The organism is Gordonia sp. VNK21 (assembly GCF_046098115.1).
Lineage (GTDB): Bacteria > Actinomycetota > Actinomycetes > Mycobacteriales > Mycobacteriaceae > Gordonia.
The window spans coordinates 214,212-237,585 of sequence record NZ_JBJURU010000005.1 but is presented as its reverse complement, the minus strand read 5'-3'; the positions used below and the strand labels follow the sequence as shown (position 1 = coordinate 237,585).

Annotated in this window: 1 protein-coding gene (running past one end of the window); it reads left to right on the top strand. The window is 70.7% G+C overall.

Translation table 11 applies throughout. From position 1 onward, the window contains the following. Positions 1–23,374 carry part of the coding region annotated (locus ACJMNC_RS07880) for a non-ribosomal peptide synthase/polyketide synthase (protein ID WP_408947389.1) on the top strand (this coding region is incomplete at its 3' end). The annotated region extends 4,290 nt beyond the left edge of the window, so 23,374 of the 27,664 annotated nt are shown.

Genomic DNA, 23,374 nt, shown 5'->3' with positions numbered 1-23,374 from the left:
GCTCCGGGGGAGCGGCTGTACCGGACCGGTGACCTGGTGCGGTGGAATCGCGACGGTCGACTGGAGTATCTGGGGCGCACCGATTTCCAGGTGAAGTTGCGGGGTCAGCGGATCGAACTCGGGGAGATCGAGGCGGTGCTGGCATCGGCGCCCGGCGTGGTGCACGCCGCAGCCGCGGTCGCCGCCGGGCCCGGCGGCGACCATCTGGTGGGCTATCTGTCGCCGGACACCGTGGACCTCGACGCGGTCCAAGCCGTGGCCGCCGCCGAACTGCCCGGATACATGGTGCCGACGGTGTGGATGCCCATCGAGCGGGTGCCGCTGAACAATGCCGGCAAGATCGACCGGCGGGCGTTGCCGGCGCCGGAGTTCGATGGTCTTGAGGCGGAGTTCGCGGCACCGGAGGGCGGTGCCGAGATCGCTGTCGCCGGTGTGTTCGCGGAGGTGCTCGGGATAGATCGGGTGTCGGCGACCGTCTCGTTCTTCGATCTGGGTGGTAACTCGTTGTCGGCGATGCGGGTGATCGCCCGCGCGGGTGCGGCGCTGGACGCGGAACTGAGTATCCGGGACCTGTTCGAGGCGCCCACCGTGCGCGGCCTCGCCGCCCTGGCAGCCGGCCGGGAGCGGGCGCTGCCGCCGGTCACCGCGGCCGTGCCGCGGCCGGAGCGGATTCCGTTGTCGTTCGCGCAGCAGCGGATGTGGTTCATCAACCGGCTTGAGCCGGAGTCGCCGGTCTATAACCTGCCGGCTTTTCAGCGGGTGACCGGTGGTCTGGATGTGGTTGCTCTTCGTGTGGCGTTGGTGGATCTGGTGGCGCGTCATGAGGTTTTGCGGACGAGGTTCCCGGCGGTCGACGGTGTTCCTTTTCAGGTGATCGGTGCGGTCGAGGAGATCGCTGACCGGCTCGATTGGCAGGTGGTGAGCTGCTACGAGGATCTCGAGGCCGCGATGACGGCTGGTTTCGATTTGGTGGAGCAGTGGCCGTTGCGTGTTCGGGTTCTCGAGTTGTCGCCTGATGAGCACGTGTTGGCGATGGTTGTCCATCATATTGCCTCGGATGGTGAGTCGGCGTTGCCGATGGTGCGGGATCTGCTGATTGCGTATTCGGCGCGGTCGTCGGGTCAGAGTCCGGCCTTCGGGCCGTTGCCGGTGCAGTTCGCTGATTTCGCGATTTGGCAGCATCGGGTGCTCGGTAGTGCCGACGATCCTGATTCGGTGATCGGCCGTGAGCTGGAGTACTGGCGTGGGCGGCTGGCCGGGTTGCCGGATCTGTTGGAGCTGCCGGCGGATCGGCCGCGTCCGGCGGTGGCCTCTCATGATGGCCGCGAAGCGGTGTTCACCATTCCCGCTCGGGTCGTTGAACGTATCGGTGCGGTGGCTGAGGAGTTCGGCGCCACCGAGTTCATGGTGCTGCATGCGGCGTTGTCGGTGCTGCTCGCTCGGTTGTCGGCGAGTGACGACATCGCCGTGTCGACACCGGTCGCCGGCCGCGGCTCGGCGGTTCTCGACGAGCTGGTGGGCATGTTCGTCAATACGTTGATCCTGCGGGTGCAGGTCGATCCGGGTATGACCTTCGGTGAGCTCGTGCGGCAGGTGCGTGCCGGTGACTCGGACGCGCTGGCGCATGCGCAGGTGCCGTTCGAGACGGTCGTCGATGCGGTGGATCCGGTCCGCAGTGAGGCCTTCGCTCCGCTGGCGCAGGTGTTGCTCTCGTTTGAACCGGGGGCGGCGGCGCGCGATGCGGGACTGGCCGTGGCCGGTCTGGAGTTCACGCCGATGGTGCCCGAGCAACGCCCGGCGCAGCTCGATCTGTACATCACCGTCGCGTCTCGTGGCGATGCGTCCGGTGATTGGGGCGGTTCGATCGTGTATGCGACGGATCTGTTCGATGAGTCGACGGTGGTGGGTTTTGCTGAGCGGCTGGTTGCGTTGCTTGATGTTTTGACTGCTGATCCTGGTGGTGTTGTCGGGGACGTTGAGGTGTTGTCGTCGGTCGAGTTGGTGGCCGAGTCGGTGCGTGAGCAGGGGCCGGTGGTTGGGTTGCCGGGGTTTGTCTCTGTTGGGGATGCGGTGGCGGCGCAGGTGGCGGCGGTGCCGGGTGCGACGGCGTTGGTGTTTGGTGAGCGGGAGGTGTCGTACGGGGAGTTCGGTGCTCGGGTCAATGTGTTGGCGCGGGAGTTGATTGCTGCGGGTGTGGGTGTGGATGTGGCGGTGGCGTTGGCGGTGCCGCGGTCGGTGGAGATGTTGGTGGCGGTTCATGCGGTCGTGGCTGCTGGTGGTCAGTATGTGCCGATCGATGTGGGGACTCCGGTTGATCGTGCCGCTTATATGTTGCGGACTTCGCGGGCCCGGTTGTTGCTGGTGTCTGATCGTGGGGTTGCGGGTGCGGCGGTGGAGGCTGCGGTGGAGTCGGGGGTCGGGGTCGTTGAGGTGGATGCCGGTGTGGTGGTGGATCCGTCTTCGGCTGCGGCGGCGCCGGTGACTGAGGTTGATCGTGGGCCGGTTCGCGGTGATGCGGCGGTGTACACGTTGTTCACGTCGGGGTCGACGGGGATGCCGAAGGGTGTGACGTTGTCGCATGCGGCGGTGTTGAACCGGTTGTGGTGGGGTTTGGATGAGTTGCCGATCGATGGCGCGGATGTGGTGGTGCAGAAGACGCCGTATACGTTCGATTGTTCGGTGCCGGAGTTGTTTGCGCCGTTGATGTGTGGTGCGGCGTTGGTGGTGCTGAAGGACGGCGGTCATCTGGAGCCGGTGTATGTGGCGTCCGAGATCGCGCGGACGCGGGCGAGCATGGTGCATTTCGTGCCGTCGATGTTGGCGGTGTTTTTGGATGTGGTGCCCGAGCAGGTGCTGGCCGGGCTGGATTCGGTGCGGATTGTTTCGGCGACGGGTGAGGCGTTGCCGCCGGCGGTGGCCGCTCCTGCTCGTCGGGTGTGGCCGGAGGCGTTGTTCTACAACTTGTATGGGCCTACTGAGGCTGCGGTGGAGATCACCTTCGAGGAGATCGGTGAGGTGTCGGCGGAGGATCCGACGGTGCCGATCGGGGTGCCGGTGTGGAATTCGTCGGCGGTGGTTCTCGATGGGCGGTTGCGGCGGGTGCCGGTGGGTGTTCCGGGTGAGTTGTATCTCGGTGGCGTGCAGTTGGCGCGGGGGTATGCGGCGCGTCCGGATCTGACCGCGGAACGGTTCGTCGCTGATCCGTTCGGTGAGCCGGGGGCGCGGTTGTATCGCACGGGGGATCTGGTGCGGCGGTTGGCTGATGGTTCGCTGGAGTATTTGGGGCGCACTGATTTCCAGGTGAAGTTGCGGGGTCAGCGGATCGAGTTGGGGGAGATCGAGGCGGTGCTCGCCGGTGCACCGGGTGTGGTCCATGCTGCTGCGACGGTGGCTTCGGGTCCGGGTGGCGGTGAGCATCTGGTGGCGTATCTGTCGCCGGCCGAGGTGGACCCGGCCGTTGTCGAGGCGGCCGTTCGCGAGTCGTTGCCGGGGTACATGGTGCCCACGGTGTGGATGGTGCTTGACGAGTTCGTGTTGAACACGGCGGGCAAGATTGATCGGCGGGCGTTGCCGGCGCCGGAGTTCGGTGGTCTTGAGGCGGAGTTCGTGGCTCCGGTGGGTGATGCCGAGATCGCTGTTGCTGGTGTGTTCGCGGAGATTCTGGGTGTGGATCGGGTGTCGGTGGTCGAGTCGTTCTTCGATGCCGGTGGTAACTCGTTGTCGGCGATGCGGTTGGTGGCTCGTGCTGGTGAGGTGCTCGGGGTGGAGTTGTCGGTGCGGGATCTGTTCGACGCGCCGACGGTGCGGGAGCTGGTCGTGGCTGCCTCTTCTGCTGGTTCGGCGTTGGCGCCGATCACCGCGGCCGTGCCGCGGCCGGAGCGGATTCCGCTCTCGTTCGCGCAGCAGCGCATGTGGTTCATCAACCAGTTCGACCCGGGCCGGGCCACCTACAACATCCCGGCCCTGCTCAGGTTGACCGGCCGACTCGATGTGGCGGCCCTGCACGCCGCCGTGGTGGATGTGGTGAACCGGCACGAGATCCTGCGGACCACGTTCCCCGATCACGACGGTGTTCCCTACCAGCAGATCGCGCCGATCTCCGAGGTGGCCGAGCGCGTCGACTGGCGGCAGGTCGATGCCCGAGCTGAGCTGGAATCCGCGGTGACCACGGGATTCGATGTGACCGGCTCGTGGCCGTTGCGGGTCCGGGTGTGGCGCAGCGGACCCGGCGAACACCTGCTGGCCGTGGTCGCGCACCACATCGCGGCCGACGGCGAATCGATGGGGCCCCTGGTCACCGATCTGGTGACCGCATACGCGGCGCGGTCGGCCGGTGATGCGCCCGCATTCGAGCCGTTGCCGGTGCAGTTCGCCGACTTCGCGATCTGGCAGCACGAGGTGCTCGGCGGCCCGGACGATCATGACTCTGTGGTGGGCCGCCAGCTCGACTTCTGGCGCGCCCAGTTGGCGGGTGTCCCGGATGTGCTGGAGTTGCCGGCCGATCGTTCGCGCCCCGCGGTGGCCTCGTATCGGGGCGCCGATCGCGTGTTCGAGATTCCGGCCGGTGTGGCGGGCCGAATCGAGGCGGTGGCGCGCGAGCATGATGTGACGCCGTTCATGGTGGTGCATGCGGCGTTGAGCGTGTTGCTGGCGCAGCTTTCGGGGACTGAGGATATAGCGGTGGCCACGCCGGTGGCCGGGCGTGGACAGGCCGAGCTCGATCGGTTGATCGGCATGTTCGTGGGCACTGTGGTGTTGCGTACCGAGGTGCCGGCCGGGTGGTCGTTCGCCGAGTTGCTGTCTGCGGTGCGGACGACTGATCTGGATGCGTTCGCGCATGCTGATGCGCCGTTCGAGACGGTGGTCGACGCGGTGGATCCGGTGCGCAGTGAGGCCTTCGCGCCGCTGGCGCAGGTGATGCTGTCGTTTGATCCGGAGTCTTCGGTGCGGGACGTCGCCGTGGCACTCGACGGACTCGAGATCTCAGCCGTCGAGCTGCCGGAGGTTCCCGCGCAGCTGGATCTGTCGGTGGTGATCTCCACCGGTGATCCGGACAGGCCGTGGTCGGGTCTGTTGCGGTATGCGACGGACCTGTTCGATGAGGCGTCGATGGCGGTCATGGCCGACCGGTTCGTTCGGGTCCTCGATGCGGTGACGGCCGATCCGGGTCTGCCGGTCGGTGATGTGCCGTTGCTCGATGCCGCCGATCGGGCGCAGGCCCGGCAGTTGTCGGCGGGGCCGGTGGTCGAGGTGCCGGCGGTGACGGTCGCGGAGTTGGTGACTGCGCAGGTGGCCGCGACTCCCGAGGCTACGGCGTTGGTGTTCGGTGAGCGTGAGGTGACCTATGGCGAGTTCGGTGCGCGGGTCGCGGCGCTGGCGCGGGAGTTGATCGCGGTCGGGGTGGGGCCGGATGTGGCGGTGGCGGTGTGTATGGAGCGGTCGGTGGAGTTGGTGGTGGCCGTGCATGCGGTCGTGGCCGCCGGTGGGCAGTATGTGCCGATCGATACCGGTGCGCCGGTCGATCGTGCGCGGTACATGATCGAGACCGCTGGTGCCGTTCTGCTCTTGGCGACGGGTGATGCCCCTGTGCTCGTCGACGATCTCGGCGGTGTGGTTCCGGTGGTGACGGTCGATGCCGGTGGCGAGGTGGATCCGGACGGTGCGCCGGTCACCGATGTTGATCGGGTGGCGCCGTTGCGGCCTGGGCATGCGGTGTACACGTTGTTCACGTCGGGTTCGACCGGGCAGCCCAAGGGTGTGACGGTGTCGCATGCGGCGGTGGTCCACTTCCTGTGCTGGTTTGGTGACCTCGTGGGCGATGGAGCCGAGCATCGCGTGTTGGTGAAGACGCCGCAGGTTTTCGACGCTTCGGTGTGGGAGATGTTCTGGCCGTTCTCCAGTGGTGCTGTGGCAGTTCTGGTCGGTGCGGACGGACACCGGGATCCACAGTTGTTGCGACGGATCATCAAGCAGGCCGGTGTGACCGTGGCACAGTTCGTGCCGTCGATGCTCTCGGTGTTTCTGGAGTTCGCCGACAGCGATGACTCGATCCTGGCTTCGGTGAGGACGCTGCTCGCTGGCGGCGAGCCGTTGACGCCGGTGGCCTTGGCCAGGGCGCTCGAGGTGATGCCGTCGGCGACTGTGGTCAATCAATATGGTCCGACCGAGGCCACCGTCGATGCCACGGTTGCCGTGCTGCGGGAAGCGCTCGCTTCGGTGCCGATCGGTCGTCCGGTGGCCAATACCGCTGCGCTGGTTCTCGATGGCCGGTTGCGGCCGGTGCCGGTGGGGGTGGCCGGGGAGTTGTATCTCGGGGGTGTGCAGCTGGCGCGGGGTTATGCGGGGCGCGCTGATTTGACGGCGGATCGGTTTGTGGCTGATCCGTTCGGGGCTCCGGGGGAGCGGTTGTATCGCACGGGTGATCTGGTGCGGTGGAATCGGGACGGCCGGCTGGAGTATCTGGGGCGTACTGATTTCCAGGTGAAGTTGCGGGGTCAGCGGATCGAGCTCGGTGAGATCGAGGCGGTGCTGGCTGCGGTGCCGGGTGTGGTGCATGCGGCGGTGACGGTGGCGACCGGCCCGGACGGTGGTGAGCATCTGGTGGGTTATCTCTCGGGTGGTTCGGGTGAGCGCATCGACGTCGACCGGGTCGCCGTGCACGTGGCGCAGGCGTTGCCCGGCTACATGGTGCCCACGGTGTGGATGGTGCTCGACGAGATCTCTCTCAATACGGCGGGCAAGATCGACCGGCGGGCGTTGCCGGCGCCGGAGTTCGGTGGTCTTGAGGCGGAGTTCGTGGCGCCGGAGGGTGATGCCGAGATCGCTGTCGCCGGTGTGTTCGGTGAGGTGCTCGGGGTGGAGCGGGTGTCGGCGGAGGCATCGTTCTTCGATTTGGGCGGGAACTCGTTGTCGGCGATGCGGGTGATCGCCCGCGCCGGTGCGGCGCTGGACGCCCAGCTGAGCATCCGGGATCTGTTCGAGGCGCCGTCGGTGCGCGCCCTCGCCGCCCTGGCAGCCGGCCGGGAGCACGCGCTGCCGCCGGTCACCGCAGTGCTGCCGCGGCCGGCGCGGATCCCGCTCTCCTACGCCCAGACCCGGATGTGGCTGATCAACCGGATCGACAAGGACTCGGCCACCTACAACATCCCGGCACTGCTGCGCCTGTCCGGCGAGGTGAACATGGCCGCTCTCACCGCCGCTCTCGCCGCGGCGATCACCCGGCACGAGGTGCTGCGCACCGTCTACCCGGCCGTCGGCGAATCCCCGGTCCAGCAGATCCTGGCGCCGGCCGATGCCCTCGACGCGCTGGACTGGACCGAGGCCGCCACCGCCGACGAGATCGCACACGTCGCCGCCGCCGGCTTCGACCTCACCACCGAACTGCCGATCCGCGGCCGCTTCCACACCAACGCCGACGGCACCGTGGACCTGCTGATCGTGGTGCACCACATCGCCTTCGACGGCGAATCGTCGCCGATCCTGCTCCGCGACGTACTCGCCGCCTACGCACACCGCCTCGACGCCACCGTCCCCGCCCAGGAGCCGCTCCGCGCGCAGTACGCCGACTACGCGCTCTGGGAACGCGAGGTCTTCGGCGACACCGCCGATCCCGACAGCCGGATCGGCCGCCAGCGCGGCTACTGGCGCGAGCGCCTGCAGGCGCTGCCGGTGCTGACCGAGCTGCCGGTCGATCGCCCCCGGCCGGAGGTCTTCGACTCCACCGGCGCGCGCCACCTGCTGACCCTCGACGCCCGGCACTCCGCCGCGATCGACGAGCTCGGCCGCGACCATCGGCTCACCCCGTTCATGGTGACCTACGCTGCGCTGGCGCTGACCGTCGCACGGCTCGCGGCGACCCGCGACGTGGTGATCGCCAGCCCGATCGCCGGCCGCACCGCCGCGGGCATCGACGACCTGGTCGGCATGTTCGTCAACACGCTGGTGCTGCGCTGCGATGTGGCACCGGACGCCGCTGTCGGCGACTTCCTGACACAGATCCGGCGGACCGTGCTCGAAGCCTTCGAGAACGACCACGTGCAATTCGACGACCTGGTGGAGATCCTCGCGCCGCCGCACACCACCGCACATTCGCCGCTCGCCCAGATCGCCTTCACCTACACCGAGGCGAGCCGGGAAGACACCGCCGGCGACCGGACGCCGGCCCCCGTCGCCGGGCTCACGGCCGAGCCGCTGGCCGCCGGCGAGACCGCCGCCAAGTTCGACCTGACCGTCACGGTGACCGGTCCCGGCAGCCCGGACCAGCCGATGACCGTCGAGTTCATCTATCCCACAGCGCTTTTCGACGATTCCACCGTGGCAGGATTCGCGGGAATCTACCGGCGCGTACTCGAGGGGATGATCAGCGACCAGCAGATCGCGGTCGGCGACATCCAGGTGACCGATCCGACGACCGGCGCGCGCGCGGCGGCGCCGGCCGCCTCGGCGGCCCGAACGGCGGACCGCGACGCGGCGGGCGGCACCGCCGAAGCCGGGACACTCATCGACCTGCTGAACCGGCGCGAGCTCGATCCACACCACCCGGCGCTGATCTGCGCCGGCGAACAGCTCGACTACGCCGCCTTCGAGGCCCGCACCGACCGCATCGCGCGCGCCCTGCTGGCCCGCGGTGTGCGGCCCGACGACGTGGTGGCCGTGGGCCTGGAGCGATCCATCGAATCGGTCGTCGCCATCTGGGGCGTGATCAAGTCCGGTGCCGCCTACCTGGCCGTGGACCCGGCCTACCCGCCGGACCGCATCGCCTACATGCTGGCCGACTCGGGGGTGGAGTTCGGTATCTCGGAGCCGGAAACCGCCGGGCGCCTCGGCTCCGGCGTCGACTGGACCGACCTCGACGCGCTCGAAGCCGAAGCACAGCACGACGGCCCGATCCTCGACACCGAGCGCACCGGCACCGTCCGCCAGACGAACCTGGCCTACCTGATCTACACCTCGGGATCCACCGGCCGCCCCAAAGGCGTCGCCGTCTCCCACACCGGCCTGGGAGACCTGACCGCCGCCTACACCAAGGTCACCGGCTCGCTCGAGGACGACCCGGACACCCGCATCCTGCACGTGGCCTCGCTCAGCTTCGACGCCTCCTTCTTCGAGATGGCCTGGGCGATCACCGCCGGGCACACCCTGGTGATCGCACCGCAAGCGGACTACGCCGGCCCCGCCCTGGACACCGTGCTGGCCCGCGACGAGGTGACCGACATGGTGATCACCCCGTCGGTGCTCGCCACCCTCGATCCCGACGGCGCCGAGGAGGTCCGGAACCTGGCGACGGCCGGCGAGGCGTGCACCCCCGAACTGGTGCAGCGGTGGACCGCCCGCGGGCGCCGCCTGTGGAACTTCTACGGTCCGTCCGAGACCACCGTGTGGGCCACCCGAGGGCGGATGATGGCCGGCAAACCGATCACCGTGGGCCGCCCCCTCAAAGGCTTCACCGCGCGGGTGCTCGACGCCCGCCTGCATCAGGTGCCCACCGGCGTCGTCGGCGAGCTCTACCTGGCGGCCGCCGGTCTCGCCCGCGGCTACCTGCACCGCCCGGACCTCACCGCGACGGCCTTCGTCGCCGACCCCGCCGGCACCGGAGAACGCCTCTACCGCACCGGCGACCTGGTGCGGCAGACCAGCAGCGGGGACCTCGAATATCTGGGCCGCGCCGACCTGCAGGTGAAACTGCGCGGGCAGCGCGTCGAACTCGGCGAGATCGAGGCCGCGGTGGCCGCCGTGCCGGGCGTCCGGCACGCGGCCGCCGCGGTCCTCGCCTCCCCGGAGGGCGCCGACACCCTGGTGGGATTCGCCTCGCCGTCCACGGTGAACCTGGACGCGATCACCGCCGAAGTGGCCGAACGGATGCCGGCCCACATGCGGCCCTCGCTCTGGGTGGTCCGCGACGAACTTCCGCTCAACCCCGCGGGCAAACTCGACCGCAACGCACTGCCCGAACCCGACTGGGACCGCCTCGTCGACGAGTACGTGGCGCCGGAGACCGACGACGAACGGGCCGTCGCCGCCGTCTTCAGCGAGGTGCTCGGATCCCGCCGGGTCGGCGTCACCGAGTCGTTCTTCGACGCCGGCGGCAACTCGCTGTCGGCGATGCGGGTCGTGGGCCGGGTCGGCGAAGCCCTCGGCGTTGAGCTGGGGGTTCAGGACCTCTTCAAGGCCCCCACCGTTCGCCGGCTGATCGTCGCGGCCGCCTCGGCCGAACGTGCGCGGGCGCCGATCACCGCCGTGGATCCACGACCCGTGCACATCCCGCTCTCCTTCGCGCAGCAGCGCATGTGGTTCCTGAACCGCTTCGATCCGGAGTCGTCGGCGTACAACGTCCCGCTGGTCATGACCGTGACCGGTGATCTCGACGTGGCGGCACTGCGCCGGGCCGTCACCGATGTGGTGACCCGGCACGAGATCCTGCGCACCAGCTACCCGGAGGTCGCCGGTGTGCCGCACCAGCAGGTGTGGCAGGGCCCGAGCATCGGCGACCACCTCGACTGGCGCGTGGTGGACTCGCGCGCCGACTTCGAGGCGGGTGTGGCCGCCGGCTTCGACGTGACCGCGCAGTGGCCGCTGCGGGTGCGGCTCGTCCAGACCGGCCCCGGCGAGTATCTGCTTGCGGTGGTGCTCCATCACATCGCCGCCGACGGAGAGTCTCTGCGGCCGCTGGTCACCGACCTGGTGACCGCCTACAGCGCCCGCGCACACGGCCGCGACCCGGAACTGCCTCCGCTGCCCGTGCAGTTCGCCGACGTCGCCCTCTGGCAGCACCGGACCCTCGGCTCACCGAAGGACCCGGACACGATCATCGGGCGCCAGCTCGGCTACTGGCGTGATCAGCTCGCCGATCTGCCCGACGTACTGGAACTGCCCGCCGACCGGCCGCGGCCGCACCGTGCCTCGCAGCGCGGCGATACGGTGCCGATGACCGTGCCGGCCGAGGTCGTCGCCCGCCTCGCCGAGGTCGCCGGATCGACCGGTGCCACCCGGTTCATGGTGGTGCACGCCGCCCTCGCCGTGCTGCTGTCCCGGCTGAGCGGGACCTCCGACATCGCCGTCGGCACGCCCACCGCCGGCCGCGGCCGGCAGGTTCTCGACGATCTGATCGGCATGTTCGTGGGCACGCTGGTCCTGCGCACAGAGATCGACCCGGCGCAGAGCTTCGTCGATCTGCTCGACCGGGTCCAGCGCACCGACCTGGAAGCCTTCGCGCACGCCGACGCCCCGTTCGAAGCCGTGGTGGACGCGGTCGACCCGGTGCGCAGTGAGGCCTTCGCTCCGCTGACCCAGGTGTGGCTCAACGTCCACCAGTCCGCGGGGGCCGACGGCGAGGTGCCCGCGTACCACGACGACCAGGTCCGCCTGGCGCCGGTGGATGTGGCGCGCCCGCGAGCCAACGTCGACCTGTTGCTGACCGTCGACGCCGGCGACGAGGACGAACCCTGGACCGGATCGCTGACCTTCGCCACCGATCTCTTCGAGCCGGAGACGGCGCAGGCGATCGGGGAACGATTCGTGCGGCTCCTCGGCGCACTGTGCGCCGAGCCGGAGCGACCGGTGGGGGAGGCCGCGATCCTCACCGACGAGGAACGCCGCCGGCTGCTCGGGTGGGGGGATCCCGGACGGAACGGCCCGGCCCACGCCTCTCCCGCCCCTCTCGCCGAGAGCACGCTGGCCGACCTGGTGGCCCGGGCCGGTGAACGCTTCGGTGACCAGACCGCCGTGACCCACGGGGAGCTCACCCTCTCGCACCGCGGACTGTCCGCACGCGTCAACACCCTGGCCCGTGAACTGATCGCCGCCGGAGTGGGCCCGCAGCGATCGGTCGCCGTCTACATCCCGCAGTCGATCGAGCAGATCCTGGCCGTGCACGCGGTCGTCGCAGCCGGCGGCGCCTACACGCCCATCGCGATCGACACCCCCGCCGACCGGGTCGAGTACATGGTGTCCCTCTCCGGTGCAGGCCACCTGCTGACCACCGCGGACCTGCTCGACGCCCCCGCCGTCGCCGCCGCAGCCGGTCTCGGCGTGCAGGTGCTCACCGTGGACGCCGCTGACGAGCCGGCGACGGAGGTCGCGCCGGTGACCGACGCCGAGCGGCGCGGCCCGGTCCGGCCCGAGAACACCGCCTACACACTCTTCACCTCCGGATCCACCGGCCGGCCCAAGGGGGTGAGCGTGGCGCACCGCGCCGTGATCGAGTTGCTCGCCTACGACCGGGAGTACTACGGGTTCGGGCCGTCCGAGGTGCACCTGCAGGTGCTCAGCTACACCTTCGACCCGTCGATCCTGGAGATCTTCCGGTGGATCACCGGCGGCGGGAGCCTGGTGATTCCGGGGGAGGCCGGACGCACGGACCCGGTGCTGCTCGGTGCGCTGATCGAGCGCGAACAGGTCACCTGCATGGTGATGGTGCCGTCGATGCTGTCGGTGATGCTCGACGCGCACGGCGACCGCGACCCGGCGTGGATCTCCTCGGTCCGGGCGATCACCACCGGCGGCGAGGCCGTCCCGCAGCCGATCGCCGACCGCGTGACCAGCCGGTGGCCGCAGCTGATGCTGAGCAACCACTACGGCCCCACCGAAGTGACCATCTACTCGATCTGCGGTCCCCTCCACGCCGGGGTTCCGGTGGCGATCGGCACACCACTGCACTGCTCGACCGGCTATGTCCTCGACGCGCGTCTGCAACTGGTGCCCACCGGGGTGGCGGGCGAGCTCTATCTCGGCGGAGACCTGGTGGCCACCGGCTATTGCGGCCGCAGCGATCTGACCGCCGATCGCTTCGTCGCCGACCCCTTCGGCCCGCCCGGAGCCCGCCTCTACCGCACCGGCGACGTCGTGCACTGGACGTCCGACGGCCGGCTGGAATACTTGGGGCGCACCGACTTCCAGGTGAAACTGCGCGGTCAGCGCATCGAACTCGGCGAGGTCGAGACCGTGCTCGACGGCGCACCGGGCGTCGCACTCGCGGCCGCCGCCGTCGCTCAGGCGCCCGGCGGAGCCGCACACCTGGCGGCCTATCTGACACCCGCGGACGTGGACGTCGAGGCCGTGCGTGCCCATGCCGAAGCCGAACTGCCCGGTTACATGGTGCCCACGGTGTGGACGGTGCTCGATCGTCTGGCCCTCAACACCGCGGGCAAAATCGACCGGCGGGCCCTGCCCGAACCCGAGTTCCTCTCGGTCGATTCGAGCTACGTGGCACCGGAGACGGCCGCCGAGGAGCATCTCGCCGCGATCGTCGCAGGCCTGCTCGGCCTGGAGCGCGTCAGCGTCACCGAGTCGTTCTTCGCGCTCGGCGGCGATTCGATCATGTCCATCCAGCTGGCGTCCGGCGCCCGTGCCGCCGGCCTGGAACTCTCGCCGCGCCAGATCTTCGAGCACCCCACGATCCGGGGCATGGCCGCGCTCACCGCCGTCCCGGCCGGCGCAGACCTGCTCGACGAGCCGGCCGACGGCCGGATCCCGCTCTCACCGCTGATGGCCTGGATGGTCGGCGCCGCCGACGATCCGGCCGACTACGCGGACTTCAACCAGGCGACGGTGCTGCAGGTTCCGGCCGAGATCACCGGCCAGCAGGTGTCCGAGGTGCTGGCCACCGTCGCGGCGGCACACCCGATGCTCTCGGTGCGGCTGACCGGCGCAGGGGAGCAGGCACGCCTGACGGTGGGTGAGCCGTTCGACGCGGCGTACGCCGTCACCGAGACCGACGCCGCCGCAACCGTCGGATCGGCGGCCTTCGACGACGCCCTGCTGGCCGCGTTCGAGGTGGCGGCCGGCCGCCTCGATCCGGGGCGGGGCCGGCAGGTGCAGGCCCGCCTGGTGCGGGGAGCCGACGGTGCCCGCCTGGTCCTCGTGATCCACCATCTCGCCGTCGACGCCGTGTCCTGGCCGATCCTCATCGAGGATCTGGTCACGGTGTGGGGGCAGCGCGCCGCCGGCCACCCGGTCAGCGTGCGACCCGAGATCACCTCGGCCGGCGCCTGGCATGCCGCGCTGGCCGACCGCGCCGTCGACCACACCGACGAACTGCACTACTGGCTCGCCCGTTCGGCAGCCGAGCCCACCGATCTCGGCGCCCCCCTGGATCCGGCGCGCGACCGCTTCGGCACCCTGGCGAGCGTGCTGCACACCGTCGGGACGGCGGTGACCCGGCCGGTGCTCACCCGGATCCCGGATGCCTTCGGCGGCAGCGTCAACGACGTGCTGCTGGGAACCCTCGCCCGGGCGGTCCGGTCGTGGCAGCGAGACCGCGGCATCCCGGACGAGACGCCCGTGACCGTCCTCGCCGAGGGACACGGCCGGTACGAGGAACTGATCGAGGCGGAACCGCATCCCCGGCGCGCCGATCTGTCCCGGACCGTCGGCTGGTTCACCACCATCGCGCCACTGCAGGTGGATCCGGCCGGCGACGTGGTGCACACCGTCAAGGCGGCGAAGGAAGAACGTCTCAGCCGACCAGCCCGCGGCGTCGGCTTCGGGCTGCTGCGCCGGCAACCCGGCAGCGAACTCGGCGACCGGCCGCTGCCGTCGATCGCCTTCAACTATCTCGGTGGACGGGGCGGCGGTGCCGAACCGGACGGGACCACGGGGTCGACGGCGCTGCCGTTCACCACGGCCCCGCATCAGGTGCACCTGCCGCCGACCGTGACCGGACGGCTCACCGCGATGGCGCCGCTGATGATCAACGCGACCGCGAGCACCGGACCCGAGGGTCCGGAACTGCACGCCGACTTCAGCTTCGTCACCGGGGTCCTCGACGAGGCCGCCGTCGCCGATCTCGCGCGCCGCTGGAGCGCCGAACTCGCCGAACTCGTCGCCGCCGTCGAGCGCCGGGCACCGGGCCTGTCGCCGTCCGACGTTCCGGGCGCCGGCCTGACGCAGACCGACCTGGACCGGCTTGCCGCCGACTTCGGCGAGGCCCAGATCTGGCCGGTCACCCCGTTGCAGGAGGGGCTGTACTTCCAAGCGGAGCTGGCCGGTGACGCCGCCGTGGACGTCTACGTGACCCAGGCGACGCTGGGACTCGGCGGTGACACCGACGCCGCGCGGCTGCGCAGCGCCGCCGACCGGCTGCTGGGCCATCACCGTTCCCTGCGCAGCGGATTCGTCCGCGCCGACGGCGGCTCACTGGTCGCGGTGGTACCCGAGTCCGTCTCCGTCCCGTGGCGGGAGGTGGACCTGACCGCCGCCGCCGACCCGGCAGCGGCCGTCACCGACCTGGCGCGAGCCGAACGGCTGGCCCCGTTCGACCTGTCGGCGCCTCCACTGCTGCGACTGGTGATGGCGCGGCACCGCGACGGGGCGGCCCTGATCGTCACCAACCATCACATCCTCTTCGACGGCTGGTCCGGTCCGCTCGTGCTGGCGGACCTGCTCGCGCTGTACGCGACCGGCGAACCGTACACCGCAGGCGGAGCGGACTTCGGCGACTACGTGCGCCGGATCGCCGGGACCGATCACGCCGAAGCGCTGGCCGCCTGGCGTGCAGTGCTCGCTCCGCTCGACGAGCCGACTCTGGTGGCTCCGGCCGCGGAGGCGACGGCCGCGGCGATGCCGCGGGACCTGCGGGTGACGCTGACCTCCGCGGCGGCCTCTGGCCTCGAACGGATCACCAAGGAACTCGGTGTCACCACGGCCACCGCCGTGCAGTTCGCCTGGGCGGTGCTGCTCTCGCGGCTGACCGGATCCCGGGTGGTGAGCTTCGGTGAGACCGTCTCCGGCCGGCCGGCCGATCTGGCGGGGGTCTCCTCGGCCGTCGGACTGTTCATCAACACCCTCCCGGTGGTGGTGGACGTGGATCCGGATGCGACCGCCGCACAGATCCTCGGCGGGCTCCAGGCCGACAAGGTGAGCGTGCTCGACCATCAGCATGTGGGTCTGCCGGAACTGATCGCGCTCACCGGCCGGCCGACCCTCTTCGACACGCTGACCGTCTTCGAGTCGTATCCCGTCGACGCCGACAGCCTCGCCGACGCGGATACGAACGCCGCGGTGCACTCCGCCGGCGGGCTGCACGTCACCAGTCTCGAGGCCCTCGACGCGACGCACTACCCGCTGAACCTCGCGACCTCGCCCACCCCCGACGGGCTCTCTCTCACAGTCAAATACCTGCCCGATGCCTTCGGCGACGAGCAGATCCGGGTCTTCGCCGACGCCCTGGTATGCGTCCTCACCGCGATCGGTGACGATCCGCACGTCCTGGTCGGCGATCTGCCCCTGGTGCCCGCGGACCGCTCCGGGGACCTGCTGCCGGTGTCCGGCGGTCCCGGCCGCGATCCGGTGGTGCTGCGTGACCTGTTCGCCGCGGCGGCGGTGCGCGGGGCCGGCCGGACCGCGGTGGTCGCCGGCGACGGAGACTCGGCGGGCTACGCCGAGCTCGACGCCGCGTCCGACCGGCTCGCGGCCTGGCTGATCGCCCGCGGAGTGGGCCCGGACGTCCTGGTGGCGTTGGCCCTGCCGCGGTCGGTGGAGCTCCTCACCGCCATCTGGGCCGTGGCGAAAGCCGGCGGCGCCTTCCTGCCCGTCGACCCGGACTATCCCGCCGACCGGATCGCCCGGATGGTGACCGACTCCGGTGTCCGGCACGGACTGACCGTGGCCTCCGCGGCCACCGGTCTGCCGACGTCCGGACTGTACTGGACGGTGCTCGACGAACCCGGGACGGCCGCCGACATCAGTGCCACCGCACCCGTCGCGGACCTGCCGGTGGTGCACCCGGACCACCTCGCCTACGTGATCTACACGTCGGGATCCACCGGCCGCCCCAAGGGCGTGGCGCTCACCCACCGCGGACTGGCCGACTTCGCCGCCGCCGAATCGGTGGGCATGCGCGCCGGCGAGGGGCCGGTGGTCCTCGGATTCGCCTCACCGAGCTTCGACGCGGCGATCCTGGAACTGCTGCTGGCCACCACCGGCGCCGGAACGCTGGCGTATCGCCCGGCCGATGCACTCGGCGGTCCCGAACTGGCGCAGTACATCTCCCGCCGCGGCATCACGCACGTCTTCCTGACCCCCGGGGTCCTCGGCACCCTGGATCCGGCGGCGCTCCCGGACCTGGCCGGTCTCGGGTCGGGTGGTGAAGCGGTGCCGCAGACGCTCATCGACGCCTGGGCGCCGATCACCCCGATCACCAACATGTACGGGCCCAGCGAGACCACCGTCGCCGTGACGGTGAGCCGCCCGCTGCACGCCGGTGAGCCGGTCCGGCTCGGCGGTCCGATCCCGGGCACCGGCCTCCTGGTGCTCGACGACCGCCTGCACCCGGTGCCGGTGGGGGTGCCCGGCGAGCTGTACGTGACCGGCGCCGGCCTGGCCCGCGGCTACCTGGGCCGTCCCGGACTGGCGGCGCAGCGCTTCGTCGCCGACCCGCACGGTGCGCCCGGCGAGCGGATGTACCGGACCGGCGACGTGGTCCGCTGGCAGCGCGACGCCGCCGGCGACCTGGTTCTCGACTACCGCGGCCGCAGCGACGACCAGGTGAAGCTGCGCGGCCTGCGGATCGAGCCGGGCGAGATCGAATCGGTGCTCGTGCAGTTCCCCGGTGTCACCTCCGCCGTGGTGGTCGGCATCGGCGGTGCGGTGGCCTCGGCGCTGGCCGGCTACGTCGTGGCCCCCGCCGGCCTCGACGTGGCGGAACTGCGGACCTTCGCCGCCGGACGGCTGCCGTCGTACATGGTGCCGTCGAGTATCGCCGTCCTCGACCGTCTGCCGCTCACACCCGTCGGGAAGGTCGATAAGCGGGCGCTGCCCCAACCCGCCGCCGGCACCGCCGATCACGTTGCGCCACAAGGTGAGACCGAGATCGCAGTGGCCGGGGTATTCGCCGAGACCCTCGAGGTGGAGCAGGTCTCGGTGCTCGACGACTTCTTCGCACTCGGCGGCAACTCGCTCTCGGCGATGCGGCTCGTCGCGCGGGTCGGCGACATCGTCGGCCGCGACCTGACGGTGCGCGACCTCTTCGAAGCCCCCAGCGTCCGAGCGCTGATCGCCGGTGCCGGGGCGGCCCAGCCGGGCCGCGAACCGGTCACCGCCGTCGAACCCCGCCCGGAGCGCATTCCGCTGTCCTTTGCGCAACAACGGATGTGGCTGGTCAATCAGCTCGACACCACCTCGCCCGCCGACAACATCCCGCTGGCGCTGCGGCTGACCGGCGAGCTGGACGTGGACGCGCTGCACGCCGCCCTGATCGAGGTGATCGGCCGCCACGAGGTGCTGCGGACCGTCTACCCGGCGGCCGACGGCATCCCGCACCAGAAGATCCTGCGGCCGTCGGTGATCGGCGCCCGGCTCGACTGGGATGAAGCCGAGTCGCTCACCGAGATCCAGGACGCTCTGGACGAGGGCTTCGACGTGACCAGGGCGCTGCCGCTGCGGGTGCGGATCCTCGCCTCGGATCCGGACGAACACGTTCTGGCGATGGTCTTCCACCACATCGCCTTCGACGGCGAATCGATGGCACCGTTCGTCGGCGATCTGATGACCGCCTACCTGGCGGTGACCGGCCGCGGCGAGCCGCTGTCCGGCCCGCTGCAGGTGCAGTTCGCCGACTATGCGATCTGGCAGCACCGGGTCCTGGGTGATCCCGCACAGCCCGACAGCCCGGTGGGCCGGCAGCTCGACTACTGGCGCCATCAGCTCGCCGGACTGCCCGACCTGGTGGAGTTGCCCGCCGACCGGCCCCGGCCGGCCACCGCCACCCATCGCGGCGCGCAGGTCCCGTTCGCGGTGAGCGCGGAGACGGTGTCGCGCGTCGACCGGCTCGCCGCCGGTACCGGTGCCACCCCGTTCATGGTGGTGCATGCGGCGCTCGCAGCCCTGATCGCGCGGCTGAGCGCGCACGACGACGTCGCCGTCGGCACCCCGATCGCCGGCCGCGGCCAGGCCGAACTGGATCCGCTGATCGGCATGTTCGTCAACACGCTGATCCTGCGCACCCGGGTCGACGGGGCCATGAGCTTCGCCGAGCTGCTCGCCGAGGCCCGTACCGCCGACCTGGATGCCTACGCCAACGCCGACGTGCCCTTCGAGAACGTGGTCGACGCCGTCGGCGCCCTCACCTCACCGGCGTTCTCGCCGCTCAGTCAGGTGTGGCTGACGTTCGACCAGTCCTCCCTCCCGGCGCCGGCTGCCGGCGACACCCTGCCCACCGGCAACGTCGCCGGACTGACCGTGGCCCCGCTCGACCGCGCGGAGGTCCCGGCCAAGGTGGATCTGCTGGTGAGTATCGGGCAGGCAGCGGACGGGTCGTGGGCCGGCCGGCTGATCTATGCCACCGACCTGTTCGACGAGTCCACCGTGGCCGGTTTCGCCGACCAGCTCACCGCGCTCCTCCACCAGGCCGTGGCCGATCCGGAGTGCGCCGTCGGCGATGTCGCGCTGCCCGAGACGGCTCTCCCGGCCCCCGCGCAGACCCCGGCCGCCGTCCCGGCGGCCGGCGTGCGGCACGCCCGCGCGGTGAGTGCCTCGCCCGCCGTGCTGTCCAGCGGTCCCGGGGCCGATCCGGAACTCCTCTCGGAGGTCTTCGGGCGCGCCGCGGCCGCCTGGGGTCCGCGGCAGGCGGTGATCGACGCCGACGGTTCCGGCCTCACCTACGCGCAGCTCGACGCCGACTCGAATCGGTTGGCGCGCTGGCTGATCGGCCGGGGAGTGGGGCCGGAGTCGCTGGTGGCGCTGGCGATCGGCCGCTCGGCGGCGCTGCTGACGGCCATCTGGGCCGTCGCCAAGACCGGCGGCGGCTATGTGCCGATCGACCCGACCTATCCGGCCGATCGGGTGGCCGCGATGGTCGAGGACTCCGGTGGGGTCCTCGGACTGACCGTCGGCGGTTCCGGTGAGCTGCCGCAGCACGGCTTCGACTGGGTTCCCGTCGACTCCGGCGACATGACCGCAAACCTCGCCACCCTGAGCGACGGCCCGATCGACTCTGCAGAACTGGCGGCTCCCGCCCGGATCGACAACACCGCCTACCTGATCTACACCTCCGGATCCACCGGCCGGCCGAAGGGCGTGAGCATCACCCATGCGGGGCTCGCGAACTTCGCGGCCGAGGAGGTCCGGCGCTCCGGTGCCGATCAGTACGCACGCGTGCTGGGCTTCGCCTCGCCGAGCTTCGACGCCTCGGTGCTTGAGTACCTCCTCGCCGCCGTCTCCGGCGGGGTGCTGATCTACCGCTCCGACGATGCCGTCGGCGGGACGCCGCTGCAGGAGCTGATGGTGCGCCAGGCGGTGACCCATACATTCCTCACCCCCACCGTGCTCGCCACGCTCGATCCGGCGGCGCTGCCGGCCCTGCGGGTGGTGTACGTCGGCGGCGAGGCCGTCCCGGGCGCGCTCAAGGATGCGTGGGCTCCGCATCGCCGGATCCAGAACCTGTACGGCCCCACCGAGGCGACGATCGGGGTGGCGATCGGCGAACCCATGCCGGTCGGCGAACGCGTGCGGCTGGGTGGACCGATCGCCGGGGTGGGCTTCCTGATTCTCGACGATCGACTCAGGCCGGTACCGGAGGGGACTCTGGGGGAGCTGTATCTGTGCGGTGACGCGCTCTCCCGCGGCTACCTCGGGCGCGCGGGACTCACGGCCGCCCGCTTCGTCGCCAACCCGTACGGGATTCCCGGCGACCGCATGTACCGCACGGGGGATCTGGTGCGGCGCCGCACGGACGATCAGGGGCGGCCCGCGCTGGACTACACCGGACGCAGCGACGACCAGGTCAAGCTCCGCGGCCTGCGGATCGAGCTCGGCGAGATCGAGGCGGTCCTGAGCGAGCACCCGGAGGTCACCGCGGCGGTGGTGGTCGGGGTGGGCGGCTCGGTGGCCACCGCACTGGCCGGGTACGTCGTCTGCTCGTCCGAGGTCTCCGCCGACGAACTCCGCGGCTTCCTCGGCGCGCGGCTCCCGCGGCATATGGTGCCGGCCTCGTTCACGATCCTCGACGCGATGCCGCGAACCCCCGTCGGCAAACTCGACAAGGCGGCTCTGCCGGCGCCGGTGCTCGACCACGGTGACTACGTGCCGCCGGCGACTCCCGCCGAGGAGACGACCGTCTGGGTCTTCGGCGAGGTGCTCGGCGTGGACGAGGTCTCGGTGACCGACAGCTTCTTCGACCTCGGCGGCAACTCCCTGTCGGCGATGCGTGCGATCGGGCGGATCGGGGAGACCCTGGACGTCGATCTGCACATCACCGACCTGTTCGACGAGCCCACCGCGCGTGGCCTCGCCGCCCGGATCGCCGGTGCCGCCGCGGCGCTGCCTCCGGTGGTGGCCGTCGATCCGCGGCCCGAGCGGATTCCGCTCTCCTTTGCGCAGCAACGGATGTGGTTCATCAACCGGCTCGATCCGGACGCCGCGACCTACAACATTCCGGCGCTGCTGCGGCTGACCGGCGCAGTGGAGGTGGAGGCGCTGCGCGCGGCCGTCGCCGATGTCACCGTCCGGCACGAGATCCTGCGGACCCGGTTCCCGTCGGTCGACGGTGTTCCGGCCCAGCAGATCGACGGCGCCGAGTCCGTGCAGGATCGGCTCGATTGGCGTGTGGTGGGGTCGCTCAACGACCTCGAGGCTGCGGCCGCCGCCGGCTTCGACGTGACGCGCCAATGGCCGCTGCGGGTGCGGCTGTTCGCGGCCGCACCCGACCAGCACGTGCTGTGCGTGGTGGTGCACCACATCGCCGCCGACGGTGAGTCGATGGGGCCGTTCCTCGCGGATCTGATGGCGGCCTATGCGGCGCGGGCCGCCGGCCGAGCGCCCGGATTCGTCCCGTTGCCGGTGCAGTTCGCGGACTTCGCGATCTGGCAGCACGCGGTGCTCGGCGCACCCGACGACGCCGGGTCCGTGGTGGCCGGGCAGCTGGGCTACTGGCGCGATCAGCTGTCCGGTGCGCCGGAGGTGCTGGCGCTGCCCACGGATCGTCCGCGCCCGGCGGTGGCATCCCATCGGGGCGCCCAGCACCGGTTCGATCTGCCCGCCGGTCTCGGCGAGCGCGTGGTCGACGAGTCCCGTCGCCGGGGCATAACGCCGTTCATCATGGTCCACGCCGCCCTGGCGGTGCTGTTGAGCCGGCTCGCAGCCACCGATGACGTAAGCATCGCCACGCCGATCGCGGGCCGCGGTCAGCGGGAGCTCGATCCGCTGATCGGGATGTTCGTGGGCACGTTGGTGCTGCGCACACGAATCGATCAGGGGCGGAGCTTCGAGGCGATCCTCGACGAGGTGCGCGGTGTGGACCTGGCGGCGTTCGTTCATGCCGATGTGCCCTTCGAGGCGGTGGTCGATGCCGTCGATCCGGTGCGCAGCGAGGCGTTCTCGCCTCTGGCCCAGGTGGTCCTCGCCGTCGACCAGGGGACCGTGCGGGACGGTGACACCGACGAATCCGGTGGGCTGACCGTCGAGCCGGTCAACGATCTGGATCTCCCCGCCCAATACGACCTGCACGTGAACATCGCCACCGACGGATCGCCGTCCTGGCTGCTCTACGCCACCGACCTGTACGACGGGCCGACGGTCACCCGGATCGCGGAGTGGCTCGTGCTGCTCCTGGAGGCGGTGACCTCCCACCCGGAGCGTCCTGCCGGGGATGTGGCGCTGCTCGACGCGGACACCCGATCGGCGATCCTCTCGCTCTCGCACGGTGCGCCGAGCGGCCGCAGCGGCGAGATCATCGACGCCGTCGACGAGCAGGCCCGGCGCCACCCCGATGTCGTGGCCGTTCGCGCCGACGGGCTCGCCTACAGCTATCGGGAGGTGATCGGACGCGCCGATGCCCTCGCGGCCCGCCTCGACGACCTCGCCGTGGGCGTCGACGACGTGGTGGTGCTGGTGCTCGACCGATCCGTCGAATGGATCGTCGGACTGATCGCCGTCTGGAAGCTCGGGGCCGCCTATGCACCGGTCGATCCGGGATTCCCACTCGGACGGATCGGAGCGCTGATCGGCGACGCGGGCGCGAGAGCCCTCGTCGCGCAGCCGGAATGGATCGCCGGGCACAGCGGTGCGGTGGAGCTCGGTGAGGTGGCGGTGGTGCCGGTCGACGACGCGTCCGCGGCCGCACCGCGTCCTCTCATCGCGCTCCCGGAGGGCGCCGGGGACCGGCTCGCCTACGTGATCACCACATCCGGATCCACCGGCCGGCCCAAGCCGACGCTGGTGCCCATGGCGGGGGTGGCCAACACCTGGGCGTGGTACCGGGACGAACTCGGCCTGCAACCGGGAGACGGGGTGCTGGTGGCGTCGTCGCCGACCTTCGACCTGACGCAGAAGAACGTGTGGGCGGCCCTGGCCGCGGGCGCCACCGTGCACCTGGCCGACGCGGTCTTCGACCCGCAGCAGATCCTGCGCATGAGCACCGCACACCCGATGACGGTGATGAACC